General features: G+C 62.0%; 24 protein-coding genes. 11 read left to right on the top strand and 13 right to left on the bottom strand.

All coding sequences use genetic code 11. The annotated features are described in order from the left end of the window. Position 1 precedes the first annotated feature (1 nt). A complete protein-coding gene (locus NKI85_RS16580; protein ID WP_352525741.1) occupies positions 2 to 247 on the top strand; it encodes a hypothetical protein in 246 nt (81 codons plus the stop codon). A gap of 138 nt (positions 248 to 385) precedes the next feature. On the opposite strand, the gene NKI85_RS16575 is transcribed toward NKI85_RS16580, so the two are convergent. From NKI85_RS16575 to NKI85_RS16560, 4 genes are all read right to left on the bottom strand, one after another. Next, positions 386 to 865 carry a DUF1772 domain-containing protein gene (locus NKI85_RS16575; protein WP_352525742.1) on the bottom strand — a complete coding sequence of 160 codons (480 nt, stop codon included), beginning with the start codon at positions 863 to 865 and terminating at the stop codon, positions 386 to 388. Between the two features lie 76 nt (positions 866 to 941). Then, positions 942 to 2480, bottom strand: a complete 1539-nt coding sequence (locus NKI85_RS16570; protein WP_352525743.1) for a SpoVR family protein — start codon at positions 2478 to 2480, stop codon at positions 942 to 944. Further along, positions 2480 to 3802 carry a YeaH/YhbH family protein gene (locus tag NKI85_RS16565; protein WP_352525744.1) on the bottom strand — a complete coding sequence of 441 codons (1323 nt, stop codon included), beginning with the start codon at positions 3800 to 3802 and terminating at the stop codon, positions 2480 to 2482. The genes NKI85_RS16570 and NKI85_RS16565 overlap by 1 nt, the downstream gene beginning before the upstream one ends. Before the next feature lie 19 nt (positions 3803 to 3821). Then, positions 3822 to 5771, bottom strand: a complete 1950-nt coding sequence (locus tag NKI85_RS16560; RefSeq protein ID WP_352525746.1) for a PrkA family serine protein kinase — start codon at positions 5769 to 5771, stop codon at positions 3822 to 3824. 272 nt (positions 5772 to 6043) lie between these two features. Between NKI85_RS16560 and NKI85_RS16555 the strand changes: the two genes are divergently transcribed. Beyond that, positions 6044 to 6205 (top strand): hypothetical protein, encoded by a 162-nt coding sequence (locus tag NKI85_RS16555; RefSeq protein ID WP_352525747.1) that lies wholly within the window; start codon positions 6044 to 6046, stop codon positions 6203 to 6205. Between the two features lie 15 nt (positions 6206 to 6220). Here the strand turns inward: NKI85_RS16555 and ocd are convergent, their stop codons facing one another. Both ocd and rocF read right to left on the bottom strand, forming a co-directional pair. Next, positions 6221 to 7288, bottom strand: coding sequence for an ornithine cyclodeaminase (gene ocd / locus NKI85_RS16550; RefSeq protein WP_352525748.1), 1068 nt, complete (start codon positions 7286 to 7288; stop codon positions 6221 to 6223). 3 nt (positions 7289 to 7291) lie between these two features. After that, positions 7292 to 8212: an arginase gene (gene rocF, locus NKI85_RS16545; protein WP_352525749.1), complete on the bottom strand. Its 921-nt coding sequence runs from the start codon at positions 8210 to 8212 to the stop codon at positions 7292 to 7294. Positions 8213 to 8341: 129 nt separating this feature from the next. Here rocF and NKI85_RS16540 point away from each other — a divergent pair, with 129 nt between their 5' ends. Together NKI85_RS16540 and NKI85_RS16535 are read left to right on the top strand one after the other, a co-directional pair. After that, positions 8342 to 8779 carry an Lrp/AsnC family transcriptional regulator gene (locus tag NKI85_RS16540; RefSeq protein ID WP_352525750.1) on the top strand — a complete coding sequence of 146 codons (438 nt, stop codon included), beginning with the start codon at positions 8342 to 8344 and terminating at the stop codon, positions 8777 to 8779. Between the two features lie 109 nt (positions 8780 to 8888). Further along, on the top strand, positions 8889 to 9212 hold the full coding sequence (locus tag NKI85_RS16535; protein WP_352525751.1) for a hypothetical protein: 324 nt from the start codon (positions 8889 to 8891) through the stop codon (positions 9210 to 9212). Between the two features lie 40 nt (positions 9213 to 9252). Here the strand turns inward: NKI85_RS16535 and NKI85_RS16530 are convergent, their stop codons facing one another. From NKI85_RS16530 to NKI85_RS16520, 3 genes are all read right to left on the bottom strand, one after another. Further along, positions 9253 to 9468: a hypothetical protein gene (locus tag NKI85_RS16530; protein ID WP_352525753.1), complete on the bottom strand. Its 216-nt coding sequence runs from the start codon at positions 9466 to 9468 to the stop codon at positions 9253 to 9255. 18 nt (positions 9469 to 9486) lie between these two features. Beyond that, entirely contained in the window at positions 9487 to 9858 is a 372-nt protein-coding gene (locus tag NKI85_RS16525) for a SpoIIAA family protein (RefSeq protein WP_352525754.1), read from the bottom strand. A gap of 81 nt (positions 9859 to 9939) precedes the next feature. Further along, positions 9940 to 11139 carry a DUF3182 family protein gene (locus NKI85_RS16520; RefSeq protein ID WP_352525755.1) on the bottom strand — a complete coding sequence of 400 codons (1200 nt, stop codon included), beginning with the start codon at positions 11137 to 11139 and terminating at the stop codon, positions 9940 to 9942. Positions 11140 to 11311: 172 nt separating this feature from the next. Between NKI85_RS16520 and NKI85_RS16515 the strand changes: the two genes are divergently transcribed. Beyond that, entirely contained in the window at positions 11312 to 11773 is a 462-nt protein-coding gene (locus NKI85_RS16515; protein WP_352525756.1) for a YbhB/YbcL family Raf kinase inhibitor-like protein, read from the top strand. Positions 11774 to 11874: 101 nt separating this feature from the next. Here the strand turns inward: NKI85_RS16515 and cyoD are convergent, their stop codons facing one another. Genes cyoD through cyoA form a run of 4 tightly spaced genes read right to left on the bottom strand, consistent with a single transcriptional unit; the run spans position 11875 to position 15882 of the window. Continuing rightward, positions 11875 to 12303: a cytochrome o ubiquinol oxidase subunit IV gene (gene cyoD / locus NKI85_RS16510; RefSeq protein WP_352525758.1), complete on the bottom strand. Its 429-nt coding sequence runs from the start codon at positions 12301 to 12303 to the stop codon at positions 11875 to 11877. Beyond that, on the bottom strand, positions 12300 to 12953 hold the full coding sequence (cyoC, locus tag NKI85_RS16505; RefSeq protein WP_352525760.1) for a cytochrome o ubiquinol oxidase subunit III: 654 nt from the start codon (positions 12951 to 12953) through the stop codon (positions 12300 to 12302). The genes cyoD and cyoC overlap by 4 nt, the downstream gene beginning before the upstream one ends. Then, on the bottom strand, positions 12950 to 14956 hold the full coding sequence (gene cyoB / locus NKI85_RS16500; RefSeq protein ID WP_352525762.1) for a cytochrome o ubiquinol oxidase subunit I: 2007 nt from the start codon (positions 14954 to 14956) through the stop codon (positions 12950 to 12952). The genes cyoC and cyoB overlap by 4 nt, the downstream gene beginning before the upstream one ends. 2 nt (positions 14957 to 14958) lie before the next feature. After that, the gene (cyoA, locus tag NKI85_RS16495) at positions 14959 to 15882 is read right to left on the bottom strand and encodes a ubiquinol oxidase subunit II (protein ID WP_352525764.1); all 924 of its coding nucleotides are present in this window, start codon (positions 15880 to 15882) and stop codon (positions 14959 to 14961) included. Positions 15883 to 16474: 592 nt separating this feature from the next. Between cyoA and NKI85_RS16490 the strand changes: the two genes are divergently transcribed. From NKI85_RS16490 to NKI85_RS16465, 6 genes are all read left to right on the top strand, one after another. Then, positions 16475 to 17617: an ABC transporter substrate-binding protein gene (locus NKI85_RS16490; protein ID WP_352525765.1), complete on the top strand. Its 1143-nt coding sequence runs from the start codon at positions 16475 to 16477 to the stop codon at positions 17615 to 17617. After that, the gene (locus NKI85_RS16485; protein ID WP_352525766.1) at positions 17617 to 18468 is read left to right on the top strand and encodes an IclR family transcriptional regulator; all 852 of its coding nucleotides are present in this window, start codon (positions 17617 to 17619) and stop codon (positions 18466 to 18468) included. The genes NKI85_RS16490 and NKI85_RS16485 overlap by 1 nt, the downstream gene beginning before the upstream one ends. Before the next feature lie 23 nt (positions 18469 to 18491). Then, positions 18492 to 19523 (top strand): sugar ABC transporter substrate-binding protein, encoded by a 1032-nt coding sequence (locus NKI85_RS16480; protein ID WP_352525768.1) that lies wholly within the window; start codon positions 18492 to 18494, stop codon positions 19521 to 19523. A gap of 137 nt (positions 19524 to 19660) precedes the next feature. Further along, on the top strand, positions 19661 to 20644 hold the full coding sequence (locus tag NKI85_RS16475) for an ABC transporter permease (RefSeq protein ID WP_352525769.1): 984 nt from the start codon (positions 19661 to 19663) through the stop codon (positions 20642 to 20644). After that, the gene (locus NKI85_RS16470) at positions 20634 to 22166 is read left to right on the top strand and encodes a sugar ABC transporter ATP-binding protein (protein WP_352525770.1); all 1533 of its coding nucleotides are present in this window, start codon (positions 20634 to 20636) and stop codon (positions 22164 to 22166) included. Before NKI85_RS16475 ends, NKI85_RS16470 begins: the two co-directional genes overlap by 11 nt. A 63-nt stretch (positions 22167 to 22229) precedes the next feature. Further along, positions 22230 to 23225 carry an ABC transporter permease gene (locus NKI85_RS16465; RefSeq protein ID WP_352525771.1) on the top strand — a complete coding sequence of 332 codons (996 nt, stop codon included), beginning with the start codon at positions 22230 to 22232 and terminating at the stop codon, positions 23223 to 23225.

Genomic DNA, 23225 nt, shown 5'->3' with positions numbered 1-23225 from the left:
GATGGTCGGAAAAAAGACTCATGAGCAGCAATTGCGCATTATCGAAGAGCGCGAGAACACGAAAAACGCCGGCAAGGATTTCGACGCGGAAGCGGATTTGAAAAAGACCAGGCAAGAGCGCGAGGCGTTCCGGCGCGGTGCCGAGCTCAGGTCGGACCCAAAGGACATTGCCGATCCCGACGATCGCAACATCATCCGCGGCGAGCACCAGGAAAGCGCCCATAACAAGCATCGCGCCGGCCGCTGAACGACCGGATTGCTCAACGTTAAGACAGTACGGCGCCGCGTCTCGTTCCCTGATCTGAGGATGGAACGTTCGCGGCCGGAAAATTGGCGGACGAGGGCGCCGTCGCGATCCCTCGGCCCTATTCAGGATCCCTCGGCCCTATTCAGCAAAAAATGTCGCGGCGACAGCAATTGAGATGAGGCTCAGCATCGCCAAACCTGCCCTGGCGACATGCGAGGTCTCCCAGACGTTGCGCAACTCTCTCCAGTCGCCGACCTGCTTTCGAGAGAACATTGAAAAAAACGTCGCGGCTGATTTCGGCGTAGCAACGTCTTGCACCCAGAAATTGTTGACGGGATGCGTGATCAACCAATAAGTCGCATGTTCCGCCAGCAAGAAGACAAGGGCTGCCAAGGTCCACCAGAATCGGGCGCTTGGATAAGGCGTCAGGTAGAGCAGGATGGCGAGTGCGATGATGCCGCCGATCTCGGCGAACCCGCCGACCGTGAAGCCGGGATAGTAGATCGCCTGCACAGATTTGTAGGTGGCCTCCTCGAGGCGCAACTTGCCGGGCAATTCCAATGCGTGCGCAAGTGAGAGCGCCATCGTGATAGCGACCAGAAGAAGGGTGGCGATCATGAATACGCGCATGTTCTTACTCCCAGCACCCCTCGTCGTGCGCGCGTACATAGGACGATCAGTGATGCGGTAAAGGTCATTCCCCGATCTGGCTGGTCGACCGCTCGTGGAGTGCGGCGCCAGTCTGTGCGTCGACCGCGGCCATGCTGACCTCGTAGCCCCAGAGCTTGCGGATATGGCGCAGCGTGGCGTCGCGGCTGCCGCCTTCCAGCACGATGCCGTCTTTGACCTTGTGCTGCAGGCGCAGATGCCGGTCGCCGAGCAGGTCCACGTCCACCACCTGGATGTCCGGCCGGCTGGCGCCGATGTCGTAGCTATGGGCGAGCGCGGCGCGGATGCTCTCGTAGCCGCGCTCATTGTGTATCGACGCAACTTCGTAATGTGGATCGTTGGCAGCATCGGCGAGGACAAAAAACCGCCATTTCCGTATCAGGGCCGGGCTCAGATATTGGCGGATAAAGGACTCGTCGCGATGGTTGGCCCAAGCGTCCAGCAAGGTTTGGCGCCAGTCGCCATTGCCGGCGATATCGGGAAACCAGTCGCGGTCCTCGGCGGTCGGCGCGGTCGAGATGCGCTGGATGTCCTGCATCATGTCGAGGCCCAGCGCATAAGGATTGATGCCGGAAAAGCGCGGATCGTCGAAGCCCGGCTGGAAGATCACGTTCGAATGGTTGCGCAGCACTTCCAGCATCGCACCTTCGCCGATCAGGCCGCGGTCGAACAGCAGGTTCATCAGCGTGTAGTGCACGAAGGTCGCACAGCCCTCGTTCATCACCTGCGTTTGCCGCTGCGGATAGAAATATTGCGCGATGACGCGGACGATTCGGATGACCTCACGCTGCCAGGGTTCCAGAATCAGGCTGTTCTTCTCCAGGAAGTAAAGCAGGTTTTCCTCGGGCAGCTTGAGCGATTTCTTGCGCTCCGTCATGGTATCCGTCTCGCGGGCCTTGTTGCCGTCCTTCGACGGCGGCAGCGTGCGCCACAGGTCATTGTAGGAACGCGCTTCATATTCCAGGCGCTCGCGAACGCCCTCGCGCTGCCTTTCCGACGACAGCCTCGGCGGCCGGTGGTATCTGAACACGCCCTGTTCCATCAGCGCATGCGCGGCGTCGAGGATCTCTTCCACCGCATTGACGCCATGCCGCTCCTCGCAGCGGGCAATGTAGCCCTTGGCGAAGTCCAGATAGCTCAGGATGGCGCTGGCGTCCGTCCACTGCTGGAACAGATAGTTGTTCTTGAAGAAATGATTGTGGCCGAGTGCCGCGTGCGCTGTCACCAGGGCCTGGAGGGCCATGGTGTTTTCTTCCATCAGATAGACGATGCAGGGATTGGAATTGATGACGAGTTCATAAGCGAGCCCCCTTCCGCCTTTGCGATAGAGCAATTCCTGGTAGAGGTAGTGCTTGCCGAAGGACCAGTGCCGGTACATTAGCGGCATGCCGACCGAGGAATAGGCGTCGAGCATCTGCTCGGACGAGATGATCTCCATCTGCACCGGATAGACGTCGAGGTGAAGCTCTTCGGTGGCGACCGCCTCGATGGTCTCGTAGGCGCGCGACAGCGTCCTGAAATCCCAGTCGGAACCGGAAAACAGCAACCCGGATTTGCTCGCCATCAGCCCCCTCTTTCACCGCTCTTTTGATAACCCGGCTGTCTGGCGAAGAGCTGGCGGAAAACCGGGTAGATGTCGGCCGCCGTGGCGATGCGGCTCATCTGGAAATTCGACCATCTCAGCTTGACTGCACTGTAGGCACGCCACAGCGACGTGCCGTTGTCGGTGGCGCCGAAGATGTGGCTCTCGCGTTCGTCGAGGATTTCGACATAAGCGAAATACTGGCAAAGCCGCATGATCTGTTCGTCGAGAAGGGCGATGCAGCGCTCGGAATCGGTGACGAAATTGTCGCCGTCCGAAGCCTGGGCGACATAGATGTTCCATTCGCGGCTGGGATAGCGCTGCTCGACGATGCGGTGCATCTCCTCGAGTGCCGTGGAAACCACCGTGCCGCCGCTTTGGGTGTTGTAGAAGAAGGTTTCCTCGTCCACCTCCTGCGCCTCGTGCGTGTGGCGGATGAAGACCACCTCGGTCCGGTCATAGCGCCGTTTCAGGAACAGGTGCAGCAGCACGAAAAAGCGCTTGGCCAGATCCTTCTCGCGTTCGCCCATCGAACCGGACACGTCCATCAGGCAGAACATAACCGCATTGGCGTTCGGCACCGGCTGGGCGTCGAAGCGGTTGAAGCGGATATCGACCGGGTCGACATAGGCGATCCGCTTGCGGCGGCGCTCCAGCCGCTCAAATTCTTCCTGCAGCGCCACGATGCGCTGGCGCATCTCGGCGTTTTGCGGCTTCGCCTCCAGCGACGCGATCTCCTGCGCGATTGCGTCGAGCTCCACCTGTTTGGGGCGCCTGAGCGCTATGCGGCGGCCATGGCTGTTACGCATCGTGCGCCCGACATTGATGTTGGTCGGCGAGCCGGTCGCGGCGAAACCGGCCCGGCGCGGCTTGAAGGCGAGGATCTCCTTGAGGTTGAGCTTGACCATGTCGGGCAGTTCGAGGTCTTCGAAAAAGAGGTCGAGCACCTCTTCGCGCGACAGCACGAAACGGAAATCGTCCTCCGATTCGGTTCTGCCTGGGGCTGACCCCATGCCGCCGCCCTGGCCGGGCTTGGGGAGCCGGTCGCCCGGGGTAAAACGCTTGTTTCCAGGCAGGACATGCTGACGGCTGCCGCTGTTCCTGGCATCATTGAACGTGGGCTCGCCGGTGCCCCGCGCCGGCATCGAAACGGCATGCTCGGCGTCCACGTCGGCGATCTTGCCGGTGCGGATCTGATCGCGGATGGTGCGCTTCAACTCTTCGCGCGCCCGCCGCAGGAAACGCTGCCGATTGCCGAGGCTTTTGTCCTTCGGGTTCAGTCGGCGATCGATGAAGATCGGCATATGTTACCCCGGGCTGGCTTCAACCCGCCTTGTTCACCCGCATATACCAGTCCACCAGCCGGCGGACCTGGCGTTCGGTGTAGCCGCGCTGGACCATCCGTTGCACGAATTCGGTATGCCTCTTCTCCGTCACGCTGTCCTGCTTGGAGCCGAAACTGATCACCGGCAGCAGGTCCTCGACCTGCCCGAACATCCGCTTCTCGATGACTTCGCGCAGCTTTTCGTAGCTTGTCCATGACGGGTTGCGGCCATGGTTTCTGGCCCGTGCGCGCAGCGTGAACTTCACCACCTCGTTGCGGAAGTCCTTGGGATTGGCGATGCCGGCCGGCTTTTCGACCTGCGACAGTTCGTTGTCCAAAACCTCCCGATTGAGGATCTGGCCGGTATCGGTATCCTTGTAGTCCTGATCCTCGATCCAGGCATCGGCATAGGCGATGTAGCGGTCGAACAGATTCTGGCCGTATTCGCTGTAGGATTCCAGATAGGCCTTCTGGATCTCGTGGCCGATGAACTCGGCATAACGGGTGGCCAGCTCCGATTTTATGAAATCGAGATAAGCCGCCTCGGTTTCCTTCGGGAACTGCTCGCGCTTGATCGCCTCTTCCAGGATGTACATCAGGTGCACCGGATCGGCGGCCACCTCTTCGGTGTCGTAGTTGAAGGTCTGCGACAGGATCTTGAAGGCGAAGCGGGTGCTGACGCCGGTCATGCCTTCATCGACGCCGGCGGCGTTTCGGTACTCCTGGACCGATTTCGCCTTGGGGTCGGTTTCCTTGAGATTCTCGCCGTCATAAACGCGCATCTTGGTGTAGAGCGGCGAATTGTCGTGTTCGGCCAGGCGGGTCGAAACGGTGAACCGGCTGAGAATGTCGAGCACTTCCGGCGCGCAGGGACTGGAGGCCAGCTCGCTTTCGCGCAGCAGCTTGTCGTAGATCTGCCGCTCTTCGGTGACCCGCAGGCAATACGGCACCTTGACCACCAGGATGCGGTCGAGGAACGCCTCGTTGTTCTTGTTGTTCTTGAACTGCAGCCATTCCGATTCATTGGAATGGGCAACGATGATGCCTTGATAGGGAAAGGCGCCGAAATTCTCGGTGCCGTTGTAGCTGCCTTCCTGGGTGGCGGTCAGCAGCGGATGCAGCACCTTGATCGGCGCCTTGAACATCTCGACGAATTCGAGCAGGCCTTGCGTCGTCCGGTTCAGCCCGCCGCTGTAGGAGTAGGCGTCCGGATCAGATTGGCTGAAGTGCTCGAGTTGCCTGATGTCGACCTTGCCGACCAGCGCCGAAACGTCCTGATTGTTCTCATCGCCCGGCTCGGTCTTGGCGATGCCGATCTGGCGAAGCCTGGACGGCATCAGCTTGACGACGCTGAATTTGGAGATGTCGCCGGACAGCTCGTCGAGGCGCTTGGCCGCCCATGGCGAGATCAGGCCGTTCAGCCGGCGCCGCGCGATGCCGTATTTGTCCTCCAGCAGGTCGCCCATGCGATCGGGGTCGAACAGCCCGAGCGGCGATTCGAACACCGGGCTGATCTGGCCGCCGACCTTCAGCGTATAGATCGGACGCTGCTCCATCAGCCTCTTCAGCCGTTCGGCCAATGAGGACTTGCCGCCGCCGACGGGGCCAAGCAGATAAAGGATCTGCTTGCGTTCCTCCAGCCCTTGCGAGGCATAGCGGAAATAGCCGGCGATCCGCTCGATCGTATCCTCCATGCCGTAAAAGTCGGCGAAGGTAGGATAGATCTTGATCGTCCTGTTCGCGAAAATGCGGCCGAGTCGCTCGTCCTTGCTGGTGTCGACATAGGTCGGCTCGCCGATCGCCTCGACCATCCGTTCGGGCGCCGACGCATACATCGACTTGTCCTCGCGGCAGGCAAGCAGATATTGCTGGAGGCTTCTCTCCTCCTGCGCCGCATTCTTGTAAACCTCGGAAAACAGATCGAAGACGTCGGATTGGTTCTCACGCATGATATCCTAGCCCCTGAGCCGGTTTGGCTGCATGTTTGTCTCTTGAACAATCAAATGTCGGAAAGCCGTTGTGGTTCCCTTCACTTCAAAGAGAGTGGATGCGACCCAATGCTAGGAGTCTAGATAGGGCGCCATGATGGCCCGCAAAAGACGTAAAACGTCCTGCTCGGGACATAAAATCCTGATTTCGCACCACGCCGTGCGGGCAACCTCCATCAAGCCGGAGGAACGGTTCTGCTCCTTCCCGGTTGTGAGGGAAAGGAGACGGTTCGATGTTTGAGAATAGTATGTGGTTGCTCGTTGTTGCAGGCGGCCCGCTGCTGCTGGCCATCGTGTTCGCCTACGCCCTCCTCACGCAGCGCCGTCGCGGCCCGGCGGAGCGCAGGGAAGCCGACCGCGCGACCGAGCGCCTGTATCAGGACAAGAAGCACTGACGGACGGAGCGCTGCTCAGCTGCCGGCGACCGCAAGTTCGGCGGCTTTTTTGGCGCGCAGCAGCATGCCGAACAGGTCACGCGGTTCATCAGGATCGGCCAGAAGGTCTAGTTCATCATAAAGGCCGGTTCGCTGAAGCTGATCGCGGACGTAGCGCAATGCGGAAAAATCCTCGATTGCAAAGCCGACGGAATCGAACAGCGTAATCTGGCTGGTGCTTGTGCGCCCTGCTGCCTTTCCTGTCATCACCTGCCACAATTCGGTGAGCGGATGATCGGCATCGAGCTGCTGGCTCTCGCCTTCGATGCGCGTCTGCGGCGCATATTCGACGAAAATATCCGAGCGGAGCAGAATGTCGCGATGCAGCTCGGTCTTGCCCGGGCAATCGCCGCCTACCGCATTGATGTGCACGCCGGATCCCACCATGTTGTCGGTCAGGATTGTTGCCGATCGTTTGTCGGCGGTAACCGTGGTGATGATCTCTGCACCTTCAACGGCCTCCTGCGCCGACGCGCAGAGCTTGATGTCGAAACCCAGGCCGGCAAGGTTCTTCATGCATTTCGTCGAGGCCGCCGGGTCGATATCGTAGAGGCGCAGCCTGTCGACGCCAAGCAGCGCCTTGAACGCGATCGCCTGAAACTCCGATTGCGCGCCATTGCCGATGATCGCCATGCACCTGGCGGCCTCGGGAGCGAGATATTTCGCCGCGACGGCCGAGCTCGCCGCCGTCCTGAGCGCGGTCAGGATGGTCATTTCCGAAAGCAGCATCGGATAGCCGTTGCCGACATCGGCAAGCACGCCGAAAGCGGTCACGGTCTGTCGGCCGTCACGCGTGTTCTTCGGATGCCCGTTGACGTATTTGAAGCCGTAAAGCTGTCCGTCGCTGGTCGGCATCAGCTCGATGACGCCGTCAATGCTGTGCGAAGCGACACGCGGCGTCTTGTCGAACAGCTCCCAGCGCCTGAAATCCTCTTCGATATAGGCGGCAAGCTCGACCAGAAAGCGCTCGACGCCGATGGCAAGCACCAGTTTCATCATGCGGTCGACGCTGACGAAAGGAACGATGTTCAAATTCACGGTCATGCCTCAGAACCCCCTTGTCGGGCGATCCATGATCCGCCGGCCCATCAGGCTTGCGGTCAGGTCGACCAAAAGCGTGGCGGTGCGGCCGCGCTCGTCGAGAAAAGGATTGAGCTCGACCAGGTCGAGACTGGTGACGAGGCCGCTGTCATGCAGCATTTCCATCGCCAGATGCGCCTCGCGGAAGGTGGCGCCGCCGGGAACGGTGGTGCCCACCGCCGGGGCGATCGACGGGTCGAGAAAATCGACGTCGAGGCTGACGTGGAGCATGCCGTTGGCGGCGCTCACCCGTTCGAGAAAGGCGCGAAGCAGTTGCGCGATGCCGTGCTCGTCGATGGAACGCATGTCGTGGACCGTCACGCCGGCTCTGCGCAACGCTTCCCGTTCCGCCAGGTCCACGCTGCGGATCCCCAGCGTGCAGATGCGAGCCGGGTCGACCTGCGCTGCGAGGCGGGGGAAATAGCCCTCGAAGCCGGGCTGCCCGCTGGCATAGGCCAGGGGCACACCATGCAGATTGCCGCTGGTCGTCGTGTCGAGCGTATGAAAATCGGGGTGGGCGTCGAGCCACAGCACGAAGAGCGGCCGGCCGGCATTCGCCGCCCGGCGGGCAATGCCGGCGAGCGTGCCGGCCGAAATGCTGTGGTCGCCGCCAAGAAAGATCGGCATTGCGTCGGCGCTCGCGGCATAGGCGGTTTCGCTGATCGCTGCCGTCCAGGCGGCGATTTCCGGCAGCGCCTTCACCGCCGCATTGCCATGTACGACAGGGCGCATGTCAGCAGGAACGATCGTCCCGAGGTCGGTCAGCGTATGGCCGAGGTCGGTCAGTGCGCCGGCCAGGCCGGCCGTGCGCAGCGCGCTTGGCCCCATCTCGCAGCCCATCCTGCCCGAGCCGGCCTGGATCGGTGCGCCCACGATCGTGCAATGCATTCTCATACCCCACCAAATTACGATGCCTTTATTGAAGCCCGCATCGCTGGCAGAATGAACATGTCAAATTGGCAAATTTGTCGAAGTGCCTTACCATAGTGGCATCATCTACTTCCGTTATGAGTAATCATGGACCAGCTCGACGAGCAGATCATCACATCTTTGCGGCACGACGCCAGACGCAGCATTTCGGACCTTGCCATCAGCCTGGGTGTCTCCCGGGCGACGGTGAGGTCTCGAATGGAGCGACTTGAAAGAGACGGCGTCATCGTCGGCTACACCGTTATTTTGCGCGCCGACGCGGTCGATCAGCGCGTGCGTGGCATCATGATGATCGAGATCGAAGGCCACGCCGCCGATCGCGTCATCCGGGCGCTGGGCGGCTTCTCCGAGGTCTCGACGATCCACACCACCAATGGTCGCTGGGATCTGGTGATAGAACTCGGAACCCAGACCCTGAGCGAGTTTGATGCGGTGCTGAGACGTATCCGACTGATTCCCGGAATTACCGGCAGCGAAACAAGCCTGCTCTTGGCAACGCCGCGCACCACCAAGGCGCGGCTGTGATCTTCGAGGAACCGCCTTGACCTGTAGCGGTAACGAAATCCGAAGCCACGGAACCTTCAATTGCCGCCGCGGTTAGGCTCGGACAGGCCTTCTTCGAGGGAGAACAATCATGGCTCACGCCCACCAGGAACTGGTCGACTTCGTTATCAGCAAAGCGTTCAATCCGGTCATGCGGGCCAAACCAGACGGAAAATCCGATGCCGAACGCAAGACTCTCGAGCACGTCCAGCAGGCCACGAAGACCGAGATCGAGCGCTATCGCCATTACGGCTCAGCCGAGGAGGTCGCGACCAATTTCAAGCGCGACCTGAGCTCCGATGCCGCCAAAAAGTTGCACTCCCAGCTGCGGCGCCTGCACCTGCCGACAATCGAGGATATTCGCGACGACTTTGAGGACAAAGCCCGCAAGCTCGGGGTCAAGGCCTCGTCGTAGATCCGCGACGGGTCCTCGGGCACGTCCGTCAGGGCTGTCATCACAAACCGTCTTTGGTAGGAGGCCACCCTGACCGAACCGTCTCGGGGATGTTGTCCGACGTCAGCTCGCCCTCATTGAGCTTTTCAATCGCTTCATCGGCTTCGCTTTCGTCGAGCCCGGAAAGCGGCAATCCGTCGACCACGACGGCTTCGTCGCTCTCGCTGTCATAGACCTCCCAGAGGCCTTCCGAATCCTGTCGCTTGTCGTAGGGCATGGCCACTCCCCAATGCCGCTATTGTACGCCCGCCACCCATACCAGGGCCTGGGCTTTTTCGTTCTCCGGGAACACCCGCGCCTCGACTTGCGGAAACAGCGCGTCCGTCATTTCCGTGGCTGCCTTGATCCACTGCTTGTCGGAGATCACTGCAGCACGTTTGAAGCGGTGGAGCTCGCCAAGTTTGGTCAGCCCATACTGCAGGTCGCGACGCAAAGCGCCAGCCGTCATGTCCTCGAAATCAGTGAGATCAGTCAGGACGCCGATGTCCTTGTGATCGCTCAGTTTCGCTTCGATTGCCGGGATGACTTTGTCGTAGTCGTCCGCCGTCACGGTACCCGCGACACGAAAGGCGGCTACGTTTCGGGGAGCGGAAATGATCTCGATCATTTTTTCCTCCGTTTTCTGACTTCGCTGGCTGCCCGAAACAAACTCGGGCCACTCACGGATGTTCCCTGCCGGGGACGTGTTTCACTTCGACCTGACATAGCTAAAAGACGATCGGCCGGCGTCCCCGACGGGCCCTCGGATAGCCTGGGTGACGATAGTATAGCGCGTGACCTGGCCCTCCTCGGGATCCTCTCCGTGGAAATGGACTTCTGCGTTCAGCGGCTGCCGCGCAGTGTTGCCGAACTGCTTGACAGCGGAGACATGCACAATCTGCACGTCGGGGTCACGCTTCATAGCGTCCATTGCCGCAAGCTCGGCGGTGCTGCTGCCGCCGATCCGCCAGCTGGCTTCCAGAACGCCCGATCGCCAGACGCCCGAGGAATCGACACCTTGGCCGATGTCGTAATTGCGCCGCGAGGCGAAGAATCCGGGATAGCCATCCATCGCCGCGTCGTAAGTCCTCGCCTGCGCCACAGCCAAACTTCGCGCCGGAGAAAGCTGCAGCCCGTCGAGCGCCTCCCATCCGCCGCGCACGACGACCAGATCGGATCCGCCGTAAACGGGCTGTCCGGCATTGTCGGTCGTCGTCCGCTGCACGCCGTAATAGCTGACCAATGTTCCGTCGATCGCCGTTCTGCCAATGCTCAGCGTGACGATGTCGCGAAGCTCCGTTTCGAGAACAAGGCCGTATTCCCTTAGGTCGGAGGATGGATATCGCTCCAGCAGCCTTTCGATGTCGGCGACCGTCGCGGCGATATGCTGGTCCCGGCCCCGCGAAGCGCGCGGTGGCTTGTACCGGACCAGCCCGAACTCCAGCAGACGTTCCGCTGCGCGCAGCGCATCATAGCGTGAAAATGCGGTGTAGCCGGGCAGCACGGCCGCGCCGACGGCTCTGCCGAAGCCGACTGGCCATTCTTTTGGCCGTGCCACCGACCCGTCCACCAACTCGTGGGTTATGGCCTTGGTGGTTGCGAGGCGCCAAGGCACCACACCGCCGAAGAGGTCGTCGGGCCCGTTGATGCCGAGCCGGACCGCATCGGCAGCAAGCAGGCTGTCGTCCGGCACGAAATACAGCCCGCCGCTGTCACCGCCGCCGTCACTCAGGCCCTCGCGGAAGGCAAAGCCCTTCGACGCCGCAATCGTGCGCGCGACGGCAGCGACGGTTTCCCGCTCGTGGGCATAGATGGTCTCGCCGCCCGGTACGGAGAATGCGACCACAACACCTTTTGCCCCGCTTGATTGCATACCGCTTAGCCCGGTCATGTCGCGCTCTTCGTCCATTGCCGAGCCCCATTGCCGTTATTCCGCGGCGATGCGTCCGAACCGAAAAACCCGCTTCCTCGGCGAATGTTCCGGGCAACGGCGAGCTATCCAGCTTGACCGAGGCGCGGCGACCGGAACATCGGCGGCTCGTGGTTGTTATGCGGAAACCTCAGACAGGGAGATGGAAACCATGGCTTTCACGCTCAAAAGCGCTGCCTTTGCAGAAGGCAAAAAAATACCGCCGCGCTATTCCCGCGACGGCGGCAACGTCTCGCCGCCATTGGAGTGGACGGACGCGCCGCAAGGAACCAAAAGCTTCGTCTTGGCCGTCGAGGACCCCGATGCCCCTTCGGGCACGTTCCGTCATTGGGCGGTCTACGACATCGACGCACAGCGCAATTTTCTTCCCGAAGGAACGACCGCCGGCGCCAAGACCGAGAGGCTCGGTGTCAACGATTTCGGCAATCCTCACTATGACGGTCCCCAGCCGCCGCCTGGGCATGGGCTCCACCACTACCATTTCCGGCTTCTTGCGGTCGACGTCGAGACGCTGCGTCTCGGCGAGAAGGCTGCCGTCGACGACGTGCTGAAAGAGGCCGAGCCGCACGTCGTGGGAGAGGCCGAGCTCGTCGGCACATTCGAACGGGTTTGAGGATGCCGGCTGATAGCGGCTCGCCATCCTACGATGCGCCCAAAGCACGGGCGCGGGCAACGTCGGGCGAGGCCCGGGGTTGCGCTGTCGCGATATGATCGCTAACGACCCATGGTCATCGTCTCATGCACCGGCATCAAATTGTGGTCGAGATTGGCCATGATCCAGATCGAGCCGCCGATCACCAGGATCACGATCAGCACGCCGAAGGCAAGCGCCAGGGCATTGTTCGTGTTGTCCGGTCCCGTCGTGATATGCAGGAAGAAGACGAGATGCACGCCCATCTGGGCGATCGCCAGCACGATCAGTGCCACCGGAATGCCGGGTGCCCAAATCAGGTTCGTTCCCAGAAACCAGAACGAGGCGATGGTCAGCAGCGTTGCCAGCCCGAGACCGATCACATAGCTGCGCAAGCCGGATGCGACATCGGCATCGCCGAGATATTCGTCGCCCGGCGCCGTATCGATGTCGTAGCGTTCCAGACTATCGGTGTCGCGCTGTTGCGCATGGCGATCCCCAGCATTGCTCATCGGCTTGCTCCCAGGAGATAGACCACGGTGAACAGGGCGACCCAGATGATGTCGAGGGCGTGCCAGAACAGGCTGAAGCACATGAAACGCCGAAGGATGTCGTCGCGAAATCCCTTGGCGAAGATCTGCGCCATCATCGTGAGCAGCCACAGCAGCCCCGCCGTGACGTGAAGGCCGTGGCATCCCACCAGCGTGAAGAACGCCGACAGGAAGGCGCTGCGCGTCGGTCCGGCATCGCGGGCAACCATATTCGCGAATTCGCGCAGCTCGAGCAGGATGAAGGCGGCGCCGAGCGCGAAGGTGACGGCCATCGCGACGTAGAACCAGGAGCTTCGCCGCGCTGCCACGGCGAGGCTGGCGAGACCGCAGGTAAAGCTCGACAACAGCAGGGCCGCCGTCTCGATCGCGACGTTGCGCAGGTTGAACAGCTCGGCTCCGCTCGGCCCGCCCGCCGTCTTGCCCGCCAGCACGGCATAGGCCGCGAAGAAGGCCGAGAACATCACGATGTCGCTCAAAAGGAAGATCCAGAAGCCGTAGCCCACGACGATCCTGATCGGCGCCGGGCCGCCCTCGCCATGGCCGGATGCAGGACCGTGCACGCGATGGCCGAGTCGGTAGGGATCGCGGTCTCGAACGTCGATCGCGGTCATGGCCTTGGCCCCGTATACGTGGCCAGCGCCTCGCGGCGGGCGCCTCGGTTGGCGCGGTCGATTTGAGCGACTTCGGCGGCCGGAATGACGTATTCGGGTATGTCGCGCCACGCGAATACGACGAAGGTGGCGAAAGCACCGAGCGCGCCGAGCGCCACCATCCACCAGATGTGCCAGATGAGGGCGAAGCCCATCACGGTGGCAAAGAAGGCGCAGACGAATCCGGTGGGGCTGTTGCGCGGCATCTCGATCGGCTCGTAGTCCGGCTCGTCGCGCAGGCGGTTCTGCTCGCGCGCCCGCTGCTTGATGTTCCAGTAGGGCTCTTCACCCTCGACATGCGGAAGCGCGGCGAAGTTGAAGACCGGCGGCGGCGAGGGCGTGGCCCATTCCAGCGAGCGGCCGTCCCAGGGGTCTCCGGTGACATCGCGAAGCGCCTCACGCTGCCGGACGCTGACGACGAGCTGTATGATTTGCGCGATCACGCCGGCGGTGGTGATGATCATGCCGGCGCCGGCAACCAGCACCCAGGGATACCAGGCCGGCACGTCGAAATGCTGCATGCGGCGGGTCATGCCGAGCAGGCCAACAGTGTAGAGCGGCACGAAGGTGGCGTAGAACCCGATCAGCGTCAGCCAGAAGGCCAGTTTGCCCCAACCCTCGTGCAGCCGGAACCCGAATGCCTTGGGAAACCAATAGGTATATCCCGCGAAGGCGCCGAACAGCACACCGCCGATGATGACGTTGTGGAAATGCGCCACCAGGAACAGGCTGTTGTGAAGCAGGAAATCGGCCGGCGGCACGGCCAGCAAAACGCCCGTCATGCCGCCGATGACGAACGTCACCATAAAGCCTAGCGACCACAGCATTGGCGTCGCAAAGCGGATGCGGCCGCCATACATGGTGAACATCCAGTTGTAGATCTTCACGCCGGTACCGACAGCGATGATGCTGGTGGCGATGCCGAACGCGGCGTTGACGTCGGCGCCGGCGCCCATGGTGAAGAAGTGGTGCAGCCACACCATGAAGGAAACGATGCAGATGAAGAGCGTCGCGGCCACCATCGACCGGTAGCCGAACAGCGGCTTGCTGGAGAAGGTGGAGATAACTTCCGAGAAGATGCCGAACGCCGGCAAGACGAGGATGTAGACCTCGGGATGGCCCCAGGCCCAGATCAGGTTCACGAACATCAGCATGTTGCCGCCGGCTTCGTTGGTGAAGAAATGAAAGCCGAAATAGCGGTCGAGCGTCAGCATCGCGAGCGTGGCGGTGAGGATCGGGAAGGCGGCGACGATGAGCAGGCTGGCGGCGAGTGAAGTCCAGCAGAACATCGACATGCGCAGGTAGTTCATGCCGGGCGTCCGCATCTTCAGGATCGTAGTGACGAAATTGATGCCGGTGAGCAGCGTTCCGACGCCGGATATCTGCACCGCCCACAGATAATAATCGACGCCGACGCCCGGCGAGTAGGCGGTCTCGCTGAGCGGCGGATAGGGCAGCCATCCGGTACGCGCGAACTCGCCTATGACAAGCGAGATGTTGACCAGCAGCGCGCCGGTGGCGGTGAGCCAGAAACTCACCGAGTTGAGCGTCGGAAAGGCAACGTCGCGGACGCCGAGCTGCAGCGGTACGACCAGGTTCATCAGGCCGATGACAAACGGCATCGCCCCGAAAAAGATCATGATGGTGCCGTGGGCGGAAAAGACCTGGTTGAAGTGATCGGGCGGCAGATAGCCGGGCGCCTGGAAGGCGAGAGCCTGCTGGGACCGCATCATGACGGCGTCGCTGAAGCCGCGCAGCAGCATCAGCAGCGCCAGCAGCGTGTACATTACGCCAATCCGCTTGTGATCGACGCTAGTGATCCATTCGCGCCACAGATAGGGGAAATGGCCGGCCAGAAAGACCCAGGCCAGCACGCCGAGGATTGCCAGGGCGACGATCGCCGAGGCGATCATTGGCAGAGGCTGATCGAACGGAATGACGTCCCAGCTCAATTTTCCGAGCATTGTCAGCCTCCTGCCTTGGGCGATGCGCTCGGCTCGGGGCGTCCGGCCTGGGGGCCGGGCGCGGGCGGAACGCCCTGCGTTGCGATTTCATGGAAAAGGTCTGGCTCCACCGAGCCATAGGTCGAAGACGGCACGTCCATGCTCTGTCTGGCCAGTTCCTGGTAGCTGGTCTTGTCGAGTGCCTGTCCCTGGCTTCGCGCCGAATTGACGAACGCGTCGAAGGCATCCGCTGCGACTGCATGCAGCACGAATTGCATGCCTGGAAAACCGTCGCCGCTGAAATGGGCCGACCGCCCATAAAATTTGCCCTGCTGATCCGCCTGCAGGTGAAGCTGCGTCGTCATCCCGTTCATCGTGTAGATCATGCCGCCAAGCTGAGGCACGAAGAACGCGTTCATGACGCTTGCCGAGGTAAGCGAGAAATGCACCGGCCTGCCCGCCGGCACCACGAGCTGGTTGATGCTCGCGACATTCTGCTCCGGGTAGATGAACAGCCATTTCCAGTCGAGCGAGACGACCTGCACCTCAAGCGGCTTTTGCTGGGAATCCAGCGGCTTCATTGGATCGAGGTCATGCGACCCGATCCAGATGATGCCGCTCAGAAACAGGATGACGAGGATGGGGATCGACCAGACCACCAGTTCGATCCGTCCGGAATAGGCCCAGTCCGGCAGAAACCGCGCTCTTGTATTGGTTTCCCGGAACCACCAGGCAAAACCGAGCGTCGCCACGATGGTCGGGATGACGATGGCCAGCATGATGGCAACCGAATTGAGCAGGATCGTCCGCTGCGCCGCGCCGACTGGCCCTTGCGGGTCCAGCACGCCGCCCTGGCAGCCGGCAAGCAGCCCGGCAAGAAATATCGTCGCGCCGATGCAACAAAGACGGATGGCGGCACAATTTCGAACGATCGCCCTCGGTAACATGAGATCTCGCCGTTTCCTGAAAACCGATTGGAATGCGTTGCAGGCAGCATGGGTGCCAACCCCGAATGTGCGCGCCGACGTGCTCCTGGCGACAGTTTCTTCACGCACGCGGCTCCGGCTGGCAGAACGACACGCCTTGGACGTCGTTGTTAAGCGGTCAACCTGTCGAGAACCCCTCCAAATCCTAAGAAACCAGAGCCAAATCCTAAGAAACCAGCGACAGGACCCAGATTGAAGTTATCGCCAGAAACGTGGCGAATGCCAAGGCGGTAAACCGGTTCATGGCCGCGCCCACAGTTGGTCCATTTAGTCCGCTCCCTGCGACGCGGCGCTGATTCCGGTGACGCTGCTCTGAATGGCTGCGCCAACCGAACGAATGTTCGTCGCGAAAGTTCCAAAAAAGGCAGATCCATTGCAGCCTTTGGTTGCAGGCCGGCGGCAACGTGATGCGCACCACGGGCCGTTGGTGGCTTCCGTGCCAAACGGAAGCCGAGGCCGGCTTTGCGTATGTAAAAATTACTTGTCTAGGTGAAAATAATTGCTACTAATCGGCTGACCCGGCGCATGGACGGTTCAGGGAGGAATTTCGGGCATGACAAGACTGCGCGGTCTCGCGTGGGATCACCGACGCTGCTGGGGTCCGCTCGACGCCAGCATCGGGCCGTATTGCGCCGCCAATCCCGGTCTTGAGATCGAATGGGACCGCCGCGGCCTCTACGAGTTCGGCGAGGGCGCACTTGGTCCGGTGCTCGGCGCCTATGACCTTGTCGTGTTCGACCACCCGTTCATTGGCGATATTGCTGAAGGTGAGCTGATGGTGCCGTTCGATTTGCCGGGTGAGCAGCGCCGCGGCTTCGAACAGGATTCGGTCGGCGCATCCTGGCGATCCTACACAAGGGACGGGCGCCAATGGGCACTGCCGATCGATGCCGCCTGCCAGATCGCTTCATATCGCCCAGATCTCCTGGAGCGCTACGCAGCAGTGCCCACTACTCATGAAGAGGTGCTGGAGCTTGGCCGGCGCGCGCGCAAGGACGGCAAGTGGCTTGGCCTGCCGTTCGTGCCGACGGACGCCATGTGCCTGCTCCTGACGCTCGGCCATCCGCAGGAAAACGGTGAGGAGTTCATTGCAAGGGAGAAGGTCGAGCAGGCTGCCGCGCAGTTGCGCCAGCTTGCCGAGCTGTCGCATCCGAATTCGCCGAAATGGAACCCGATCCGCTGCTACGATCACATGATCGCGCATGACGATGTGGTCTATGTGCCGTTCGCCTTCGGCTATGTGAACTATGCTTCCAAGGCCGACAGGCCGTATCTGCGCTTCGCCGACGTGCCCACGCCGCGATCCGCCGGCGCCTTGCTGGGCGGCGCCGGCATCGGCGTCAGCGCCCAATCGAAACACAAGCAAGCCGCTGTCGACTACGCGCTTTTTCTGTGCTCGCCCGGCTACCAGCGCAGCGACTATGTGAAATCCGGCGGGCAGCCGGGATCGCTGGCGGCGTGGCAGGATGCCGAGGTCAACGCTCTTTCGGGCGACTTCTTCGCTTCGACGCTGGCGACCATCGAGGCGTCCTATCTGCGCCCGACCCATCCGGGCTTCATCAGCTTCTTCCGCCAATGCGCCCCCCATGCCGCTGCGGCGATCGCCGGCGAATTGCCGGCGGCGGAGCTCGCGGATCGGCTGGGCCGGCTCTATCGCGAGACCAAGCAGGGCCAGCCGCAAAGGAGCGTCGCGTAATGGCCGCCGGTATTGCCCAGATCGCCGACGAAGGCGAAAGCGGCCGCAACGGCTATCGCGTGCCCGCGGTGGAGAAGGCGCTCGACGTCCTGGAATTCATGGCTGCGAGCGGCGAGCCGCTGACCCAGACCGAGATCGCCACCGGAATGGGGCGCTCCATTCACGAGATCTATCGCATCCTGCTGCTGCTGGAGAAGCGCGGTTACATTTTCCGGACCCAATCGGACCGCTTCCGCCTGTCGCTGAAGCTGTTCGAGCTGGCACATATGCATCCGCCGGTAAACCGCCTGGTCGAATGCGCGCTGCCGGTGATGCGCGGCCTCGCCGCCAATGCCGATCAGAGCTGCCATCTGGTCGTTCGCGAAGGCGAGAGCGCACTAGTCGTGCTGCAGATCGATTCGCCTTTGCCGATGCGCTATTCGGTTGCCCTCGGCTCGCATTTCCCGATCCTCGAAACGAGCTCCGGCGCGGTGCTGCTCGCCCATTCGAGCCGCGCCGAGCGCGACCGCATCGTCGAGCGGATCGTCGCTGCCGGCGAAGGGCAAGGCAGCCGGACGGAAATCGAAGCGCGACTGAACGAAGTCGCAAGGCTCGGCCATGAAATGCGTGCCTCGCTGGCAGTCGAGGCCTGCACCAACATCTCGATGCCGGTGCGCGACCATACCGGCGCGGTCATTGCGGCGCTTACCGTCCCGTTTCTGCCGCAAAAGGCCGCGCGCTTCGATCGCAAAACCGTTTTCGAGCGGACCCAGGCGGCGGCCGAAAAGATATCGGCGGCGCTGGGCGCGGGCGAAGCTGCCAATTCTTCACGTGCCGACCCGGAACGGGGGGACTATCCGTTCAGCAACTGACAAGAAATACAGGGAGAAGAAACATGAACTGGTCCAAATCAATGCTGTTTGCCTCGGCGGCCGCGCTGGCTCTGAGCGCCGCTGCCGCACAGGCTGAAAACATGCCGAAGCGCATCGGCTACGTCACCAATTACGCCACCCATGAGTGGTATCAGAACGTCATCAAGGGCATGCAGGCCCGCGCCAAGGAACTCGGTATCGAGCTCGAGGTACAGGACGCCAACCTCGACGTTGCCAAGGAGGTTTCCGCCGCCGAAGACTTCATGGCCAAGGGCGTCGACGTTCTGATCATTACACCTGTCAACGAGGAAGGCGTCGTGCCGCTGCTGCGCCAGGCGAAATCCAACAACGTTCCGGTCGTGCTCGAAGGCAATCCGGTCAAGGGAATGACGACAATGGTCGCGATCTGCGACTATGATACCGGCTACACCGCTGGCGTCGAAGCCGGTAAATTCGCCAAGGAAAAGCTCGACGGCAAAGCCAAGGTGATGAATGTCGGCCTTCCGCTCCTGTCCGCCACGGTCCTGCGTTCGCAGGGTTTTATGGACGGCCTGAAGACCATCGTGCCTGACGCGGTCATGGTCCACGACCTCGACGGCGGCGGCAATCCGGACCGCGCGCTCGAAGTCTCTTCGGCAGCACTTGCCAAGAACGCCGACATCAACATCATCTATGGCATCAACGATTCCTCGTCGCTCGGCGGACTTCAGGCCTGGAAAGCGGCCGGCAAGTCGCAGGACGGCCTGTTGACGGTCGGCACTGGCGGCGAAGGCCTTGCCTTCATCAATGCGATGCAGAACGAGCCGTCCTATCGCATCGAGGCCGCGATGTTCCCGGAAAAGGAAGGCTACACCGCCATCGATGCAGCAGTTAAGCTCTTCAACGGCGAAGAGGTGCCGGAGCACATCGTCAGCCCGACCGCGCCGATGAACGGCGACGAGTGGAAGAAATTCTACGACTACGATGGCACCACACGCACGATCAAATGGGACGCCGTCAATGCGCTTCAGCCGCCGGAAAAATGCATGAAAACCTCCGCTGACCTGAAGAAGTAAGGATCCCGGATAGCCCTTCCCGCGCGGCGGGAAGGCACCGGATCGGATGCCGACGACAAAACAGGTCAACCGTCCGGTTTTAGGCCGGCAGGTTCCAAATGGCGACGGCACCGATACGGCCCGGAAATGGAATGGAAATGAGCGAGCTTACGCAATCCTCCGCGCCAAGGCGTTTCATCGGCGGCCAGCTGCTGGGCAGCAGCCACCTGGTGCTCGGCGTGATCCTGGCCGTGCTCTGCATCGCCATCTCGATAGCGGCGCCGCAATTCTATTCCGAGGCCAACATCATCGCCATCCTGCGCCAATGCGCGCTGGTACTGATCGTCGCCTCGGGCATGACGATGCTGATCATCACTGCTGAAGTCGATCTGTCGGTCGGTGCATCGCTCGCCTTTGTCGGCTGCATCGGCATGGCCGTCCTCAATTCAACGCACAGCCTGACGCTCGGCCTGCTGGCGGCGCTAGCCTTTTCCGGCGCGGTCGGCCTGTTCAACGGGCTGGTTGTCACCAGGCTCAAGGTGAACTCGCTGATCGCCACCATCGGCACGATGATGATGCTGCAGGGCGGCGTCTATCTGTTCACCCGCGAGGCGGTGCAGAACCACCACCGGCTTGCAAGCTTCACCGATCTCGGCGCCGGTTATATCGGCGCGATCCCGCTGCCCGTGGTCATTGCCGCGGTGATTTTCGCGCTGGCCGCGGCAACGCTGCGCTTCACCACGCTCGGCCGCTATCTCTACGCGGTCGGCGCCAATGAGCGCGCGGTTCGCCTCTCCGGCGTGCGCTCCGAACGCCTGAAACTGTTCGCCTTCGTCGCCACCGGCCTTTGCGTCGGCATCGCCGGCATGATCCTGTCGTCGCTGATGAATGCCGGCCAGCCGACCGCCGGCCGCGGCTTCGAGCTGACGGTGATTGCCGCCGTCATCCTCGGCGGCACCAGCCTGCTTGGCGGCCGCGGCTCGCTGCTCGGCACGTTGCTTGGCGTGCTGGTGCTGAAGGTCATCGACAACGGCATCATTATCCTCGGCTGGAACCAGGACCTGCAGATGGTGGTGCCGGGCATCGTCATCATCCTCGCGACCTATCTCGACATCGTCCGGAACAGAGCCAATGTCGGTTGATTTCCTTCACTCCGGCGAAGCCGCGGCCGTCGACAAAAGCGTGCCGGCGCTCGAAATGCATGGCATCGGCAAGCGCTTTCCCGGCGTGGTGGCGCTGGACAATGTCGACCTGACCCTGGAACCCGGCAAGATCCACGCTCTGATGGGCGAGAACGGCGCCGGCAAGTCGACACTGATCAAGATCATGGCCGGGGTCTACGGCAAGGATACCGGCAGCATCCGCCTGCGCGGCCGCGAGGCCGACATCAAGTCGCCGCGCGACAGCCTGAAAGAGGGCATCAAGGTGGTATTCCAAGAGATCGCGCTGATCTCCGAATTCAGCGTCGCCGAGAACATCTTCCTCGAGGGCTATCCGACCGGCAAAAGCGGCTCGATCGACTGGAGGAAGATTCGTGCCGACGCTGCCGCCTTGTTCAAGCGCATTGGCTTCAACGTCGATCCGGCGGCGCGCACAGGATCGCTGCCGGTCAGCCAGCAGCAGATGGTCGAGATCGCCCGCGCGCTCGCCCATGAAGCCCGCGTCGTGGTGATGGACGAGCCGACCTCCTCGCTGACGCCGAACGAGGTCTCGCTGCTGTTCACCGTCATTCGCCGGCTGGCCGCGCTCGGCATCGCCGTGCTCTATGTCAGCCACAAGCTCGACGAGGTCTTCGAGATCGCCGACACCGTGACCGTGCTGCGCGACGGCCGCCACGTCTCGACCAGGCCGATCGGCCAACACACCAACGACACGCTGATCCAGGACATGATTGGCCGACGCATCGAAAACCTGTTTCCCCGCAAGCGCGGCGCGCCGGGCAGCAAGGTCGCGCTTTCCGTTGAAGGGCTCAGCACCGCGAAGAAGCTGAAGGATGTGTCGTTCGAGGCGCATGCCGGCGAGGTCCTCGGCTTCTTCGGCCTGATGGGGGCCGGCCGGACCGAACTCGCCAAGGCGGTTGTCGGCTACGACCCGATCACTTCCGGCACGATTGCCGTCGATGGCAGCCGGCTGATGCCGCACGACACGCACACCGGCGTCCGTCTCGGCATCGGCCTGCTCACCGAGGACCGCAAGAGCGAAGGGCTGATGGGTGAGTTGCCGGTCTATCAGAATGCCAGCCTCGCCTCGCTCGGCGCTTTCGCCAAAATGGGCATTGTCGACAAGGCCAGGGAACGCAAGGCGGTGCAGGACTATGTCGACCGTTTCCGCATCCGGACGCCCAGCCTGTTCCAGCAGGTCAAGAACCTGTCCGGCGGCAATCAGCAGAAGGTGCTGATCTCGCGCTGGCTGATGCGAGGCCTGAAGGTGATCGTCGTCGACGAGCCGACCCGCGGCATCGACGTCGGCGCCAAATCGGAGATTTTCGCGCTCATTGACCGGCTCGCCGGCGAAGGCCTGGCGGTCGTCATGATGACGTCTGAAATGCCTGAACTGCTGGGGCTTGCCGACCGCATCGCAGTGATGTGCGAAGGTCGCCTCACCGCGATCATGTCCCGCGACGACGCCACGCAGGAGAAAATCCTCAATGCAGCGATCGGATAAGGCGATGACACTTTGCGGCAGCATTCCCTGTCATTCGGCCCAGGCCTTCGAAGGGAGCAAGCGATGAGCCTTGCAAGCACCGAGTCCATCAAAGCCGGGCCGTCCATGCTGGCGCGGCTCTTCGCGCGGCAGGAACTGGCGCTGCTCCTTTGCCTCATCCTGGTGATCGCCTTCTTTTCCCTGACGGCGGAGAACTTCTTCTCGGTGCGCAACATCACCAATGTGCTCGGTCAGGCGTCGCTTGCGCTCACCGCCGGCATCGGCTGCGCCATCGTTTTCATGTCCGGCGAGGTCGATATTTCGATCGGGTCGCTGCTGGCGACCATCGCCCTGCCGCTGATCATCATTATGAACGACACGAACTCGCTTGCGCTCGGCATCGGCGGCGCGCTGCTGTTCGGGCTGATCATCGGTGTGGTGAATGGCTATCTGACATCCTATGCCGGCATCAACTCGCTGATCGTGACCCTGGGCACGATGTTCATTATGCGCGGCGGCGTCTATCTCTACACCGGCCAGCGCGCCATCCCAGACGATGCCGCGCTCGACAGCTTCATCGCGCTGTCGGACGGCCGCCTGTTCAACGTCGTTCCCTATTCGGCTGTCATCGCCATCGTCCTGCTCGCCGTCTTCGCCTACATGATGCAGCATCGGCCGTTCGGACGGCAGATCTATGCCGTCGGCGGCAATCCCGAAGTGGCAAGGCTGGCGGGCTACGACGTGCGCCGCGTCAAGTTCATCTGCTTCATCATCAGCGCGCTGCTGGCGACGGTTGCCGGCATCATCCTGGCCGCCCGCGTCGGTTCGGCCCAACACACGGCCGGACTGAATTTCGAATTCCAGGTCGTTGCCGCCACCGTGCTCGGCGGGGTGAGCCTTGCCGGCGGCATCGGCAGCCTGACCGGCATGGCGCTCGGCGTGCTGATCCTGCAGTTCCTGTCCAACGGGCTGCGCGGGCTCGGCCTGCCGACCGAGTGGCAATTGGTCATCACCGGCATGATCATCATAGCCGCCGTCGCTTTCGACGAAGCGAAGCGCCGGCGCATCATTGGAGGCTGA

It is taken from the genome of Mesorhizobium sp. M0571 (assembly GCF_040320985.1).
In the GTDB taxonomy this organism is placed as follows: Bacteria; Pseudomonadota; Alphaproteobacteria; order Rhizobiales; family Rhizobiaceae; genus Mesorhizobium.
This window is presented reverse-complemented; position numbering and strand designations above follow the sequence as displayed.

Excerpts from the sequence above, each read along its gene's own strand:
- NKI85_RS16580 (WP_352525741.1), top strand. The coding sequence starts at position 2 with ATGGTCGGAAAAAAGACTCATGAGCAGCAATTGCGCATTATCGAAGAG.
- NKI85_RS16575 (WP_352525742.1), bottom strand. The coding sequence starts at position 865 with ATGATCGCCACCCTTCTTCTGGTCGCTATCACGATGGCGCTCTCACTT.
- NKI85_RS16570 (WP_352525743.1), bottom strand. The coding sequence starts at position 2,480 with ATGGCGAGCAAATCCGGGTTGCTGTTTTCCGGTTCCGACTGGGATTTC.
- NKI85_RS16565 (WP_352525744.1), bottom strand. The coding sequence starts at position 3,802 with ATGCCGATCTTCATCGATCGCCGACTGAACCCGAAGGACAAAAGCCTC.
- NKI85_RS16560 (WP_352525746.1), bottom strand. The coding sequence starts at position 5,771 with ATGCGTGAGAACCAATCCGACGTCTTCGATCTGTTTTCCGAGGTTTAC.
- NKI85_RS16555 (WP_352525747.1), top strand. The coding sequence starts at position 6,044 with ATGTTTGAGAATAGTATGTGGTTGCTCGTTGTTGCAGGCGGCCCGCTG.
- ocd (WP_352525748.1), bottom strand. The coding sequence starts at position 7,288 with ATGACCGTGAATTTGAACATCGTTCCTTTCGTCAGCGTCGACCGCATG.
- rocF (WP_352525749.1), bottom strand. The coding sequence starts at position 8,212 with ATGCATTGCACGATCGTGGGCGCACCGATCCAGGCCGGCTCGGGCAGG.
- NKI85_RS16540 (WP_352525750.1), top strand. The coding sequence starts at position 8,342 with ATGGACCAGCTCGACGAGCAGATCATCACATCTTTGCGGCACGACGCC.
- NKI85_RS16535 (WP_352525751.1), top strand. The coding sequence starts at position 8,889 with ATGGCTCACGCCCACCAGGAACTGGTCGACTTCGTTATCAGCAAAGCG.
- NKI85_RS16530 (WP_352525753.1), bottom strand. The coding sequence starts at position 9,468 with ATGCCCTACGACAAGCGACAGGATTCGGAAGGCCTCTGGGAGGTCTAT.
- NKI85_RS16525 (WP_352525754.1), bottom strand. The coding sequence starts at position 9,858 with ATGATCGAGATCATTTCCGCTCCCCGAAACGTAGCCGCCTTTCGTGTC.
- NKI85_RS16520 (WP_352525755.1), bottom strand. The coding sequence starts at position 11,139 with ATGGACGAAGAGCGCGACATGACCGGGCTAAGCGGTATGCAATCAAGC.
- NKI85_RS16515 (WP_352525756.1), top strand. The coding sequence starts at position 11,312 with ATGGCTTTCACGCTCAAAAGCGCTGCCTTTGCAGAAGGCAAAAAAATA.
- cyoD (WP_352525758.1), bottom strand. The coding sequence starts at position 12,303 with ATGAGCAATGCTGGGGATCGCCATGCGCAACAGCGCGACACCGATAGT.
- cyoC (WP_352525760.1), bottom strand. The coding sequence starts at position 12,953 with ATGACCGCGATCGACGTTCGAGACCGCGATCCCTACCGACTCGGCCAT.
- cyoB (WP_352525762.1), bottom strand. The coding sequence starts at position 14,956 with ATGCTCGGAAAATTGAGCTGGGACGTCATTCCGTTCGATCAGCCTCTG.
- cyoA (WP_352525764.1), bottom strand. The coding sequence starts at position 15,882 with ATGTTACCGAGGGCGATCGTTCGAAATTGTGCCGCCATCCGTCTTTGT.
- NKI85_RS16490 (WP_352525765.1), top strand. The coding sequence starts at position 16,475 with ATGACAAGACTGCGCGGTCTCGCGTGGGATCACCGACGCTGCTGGGGT.
- NKI85_RS16485 (WP_352525766.1), top strand. The coding sequence starts at position 17,617 with ATGGCCGCCGGTATTGCCCAGATCGCCGACGAAGGCGAAAGCGGCCGC.
- NKI85_RS16480 (WP_352525768.1), top strand. The coding sequence starts at position 18,492 with ATGAACTGGTCCAAATCAATGCTGTTTGCCTCGGCGGCCGCGCTGGCT.
- NKI85_RS16475 (WP_352525769.1), top strand. The coding sequence starts at position 19,661 with ATGAGCGAGCTTACGCAATCCTCCGCGCCAAGGCGTTTCATCGGCGGC.
- NKI85_RS16470 (WP_352525770.1), top strand. The coding sequence starts at position 20,634 with ATGTCGGTTGATTTCCTTCACTCCGGCGAAGCCGCGGCCGTCGACAAA.
- NKI85_RS16465 (WP_352525771.1), top strand. The coding sequence starts at position 22,230 with ATGAGCCTTGCAAGCACCGAGTCCATCAAAGCCGGGCCGTCCATGCTG.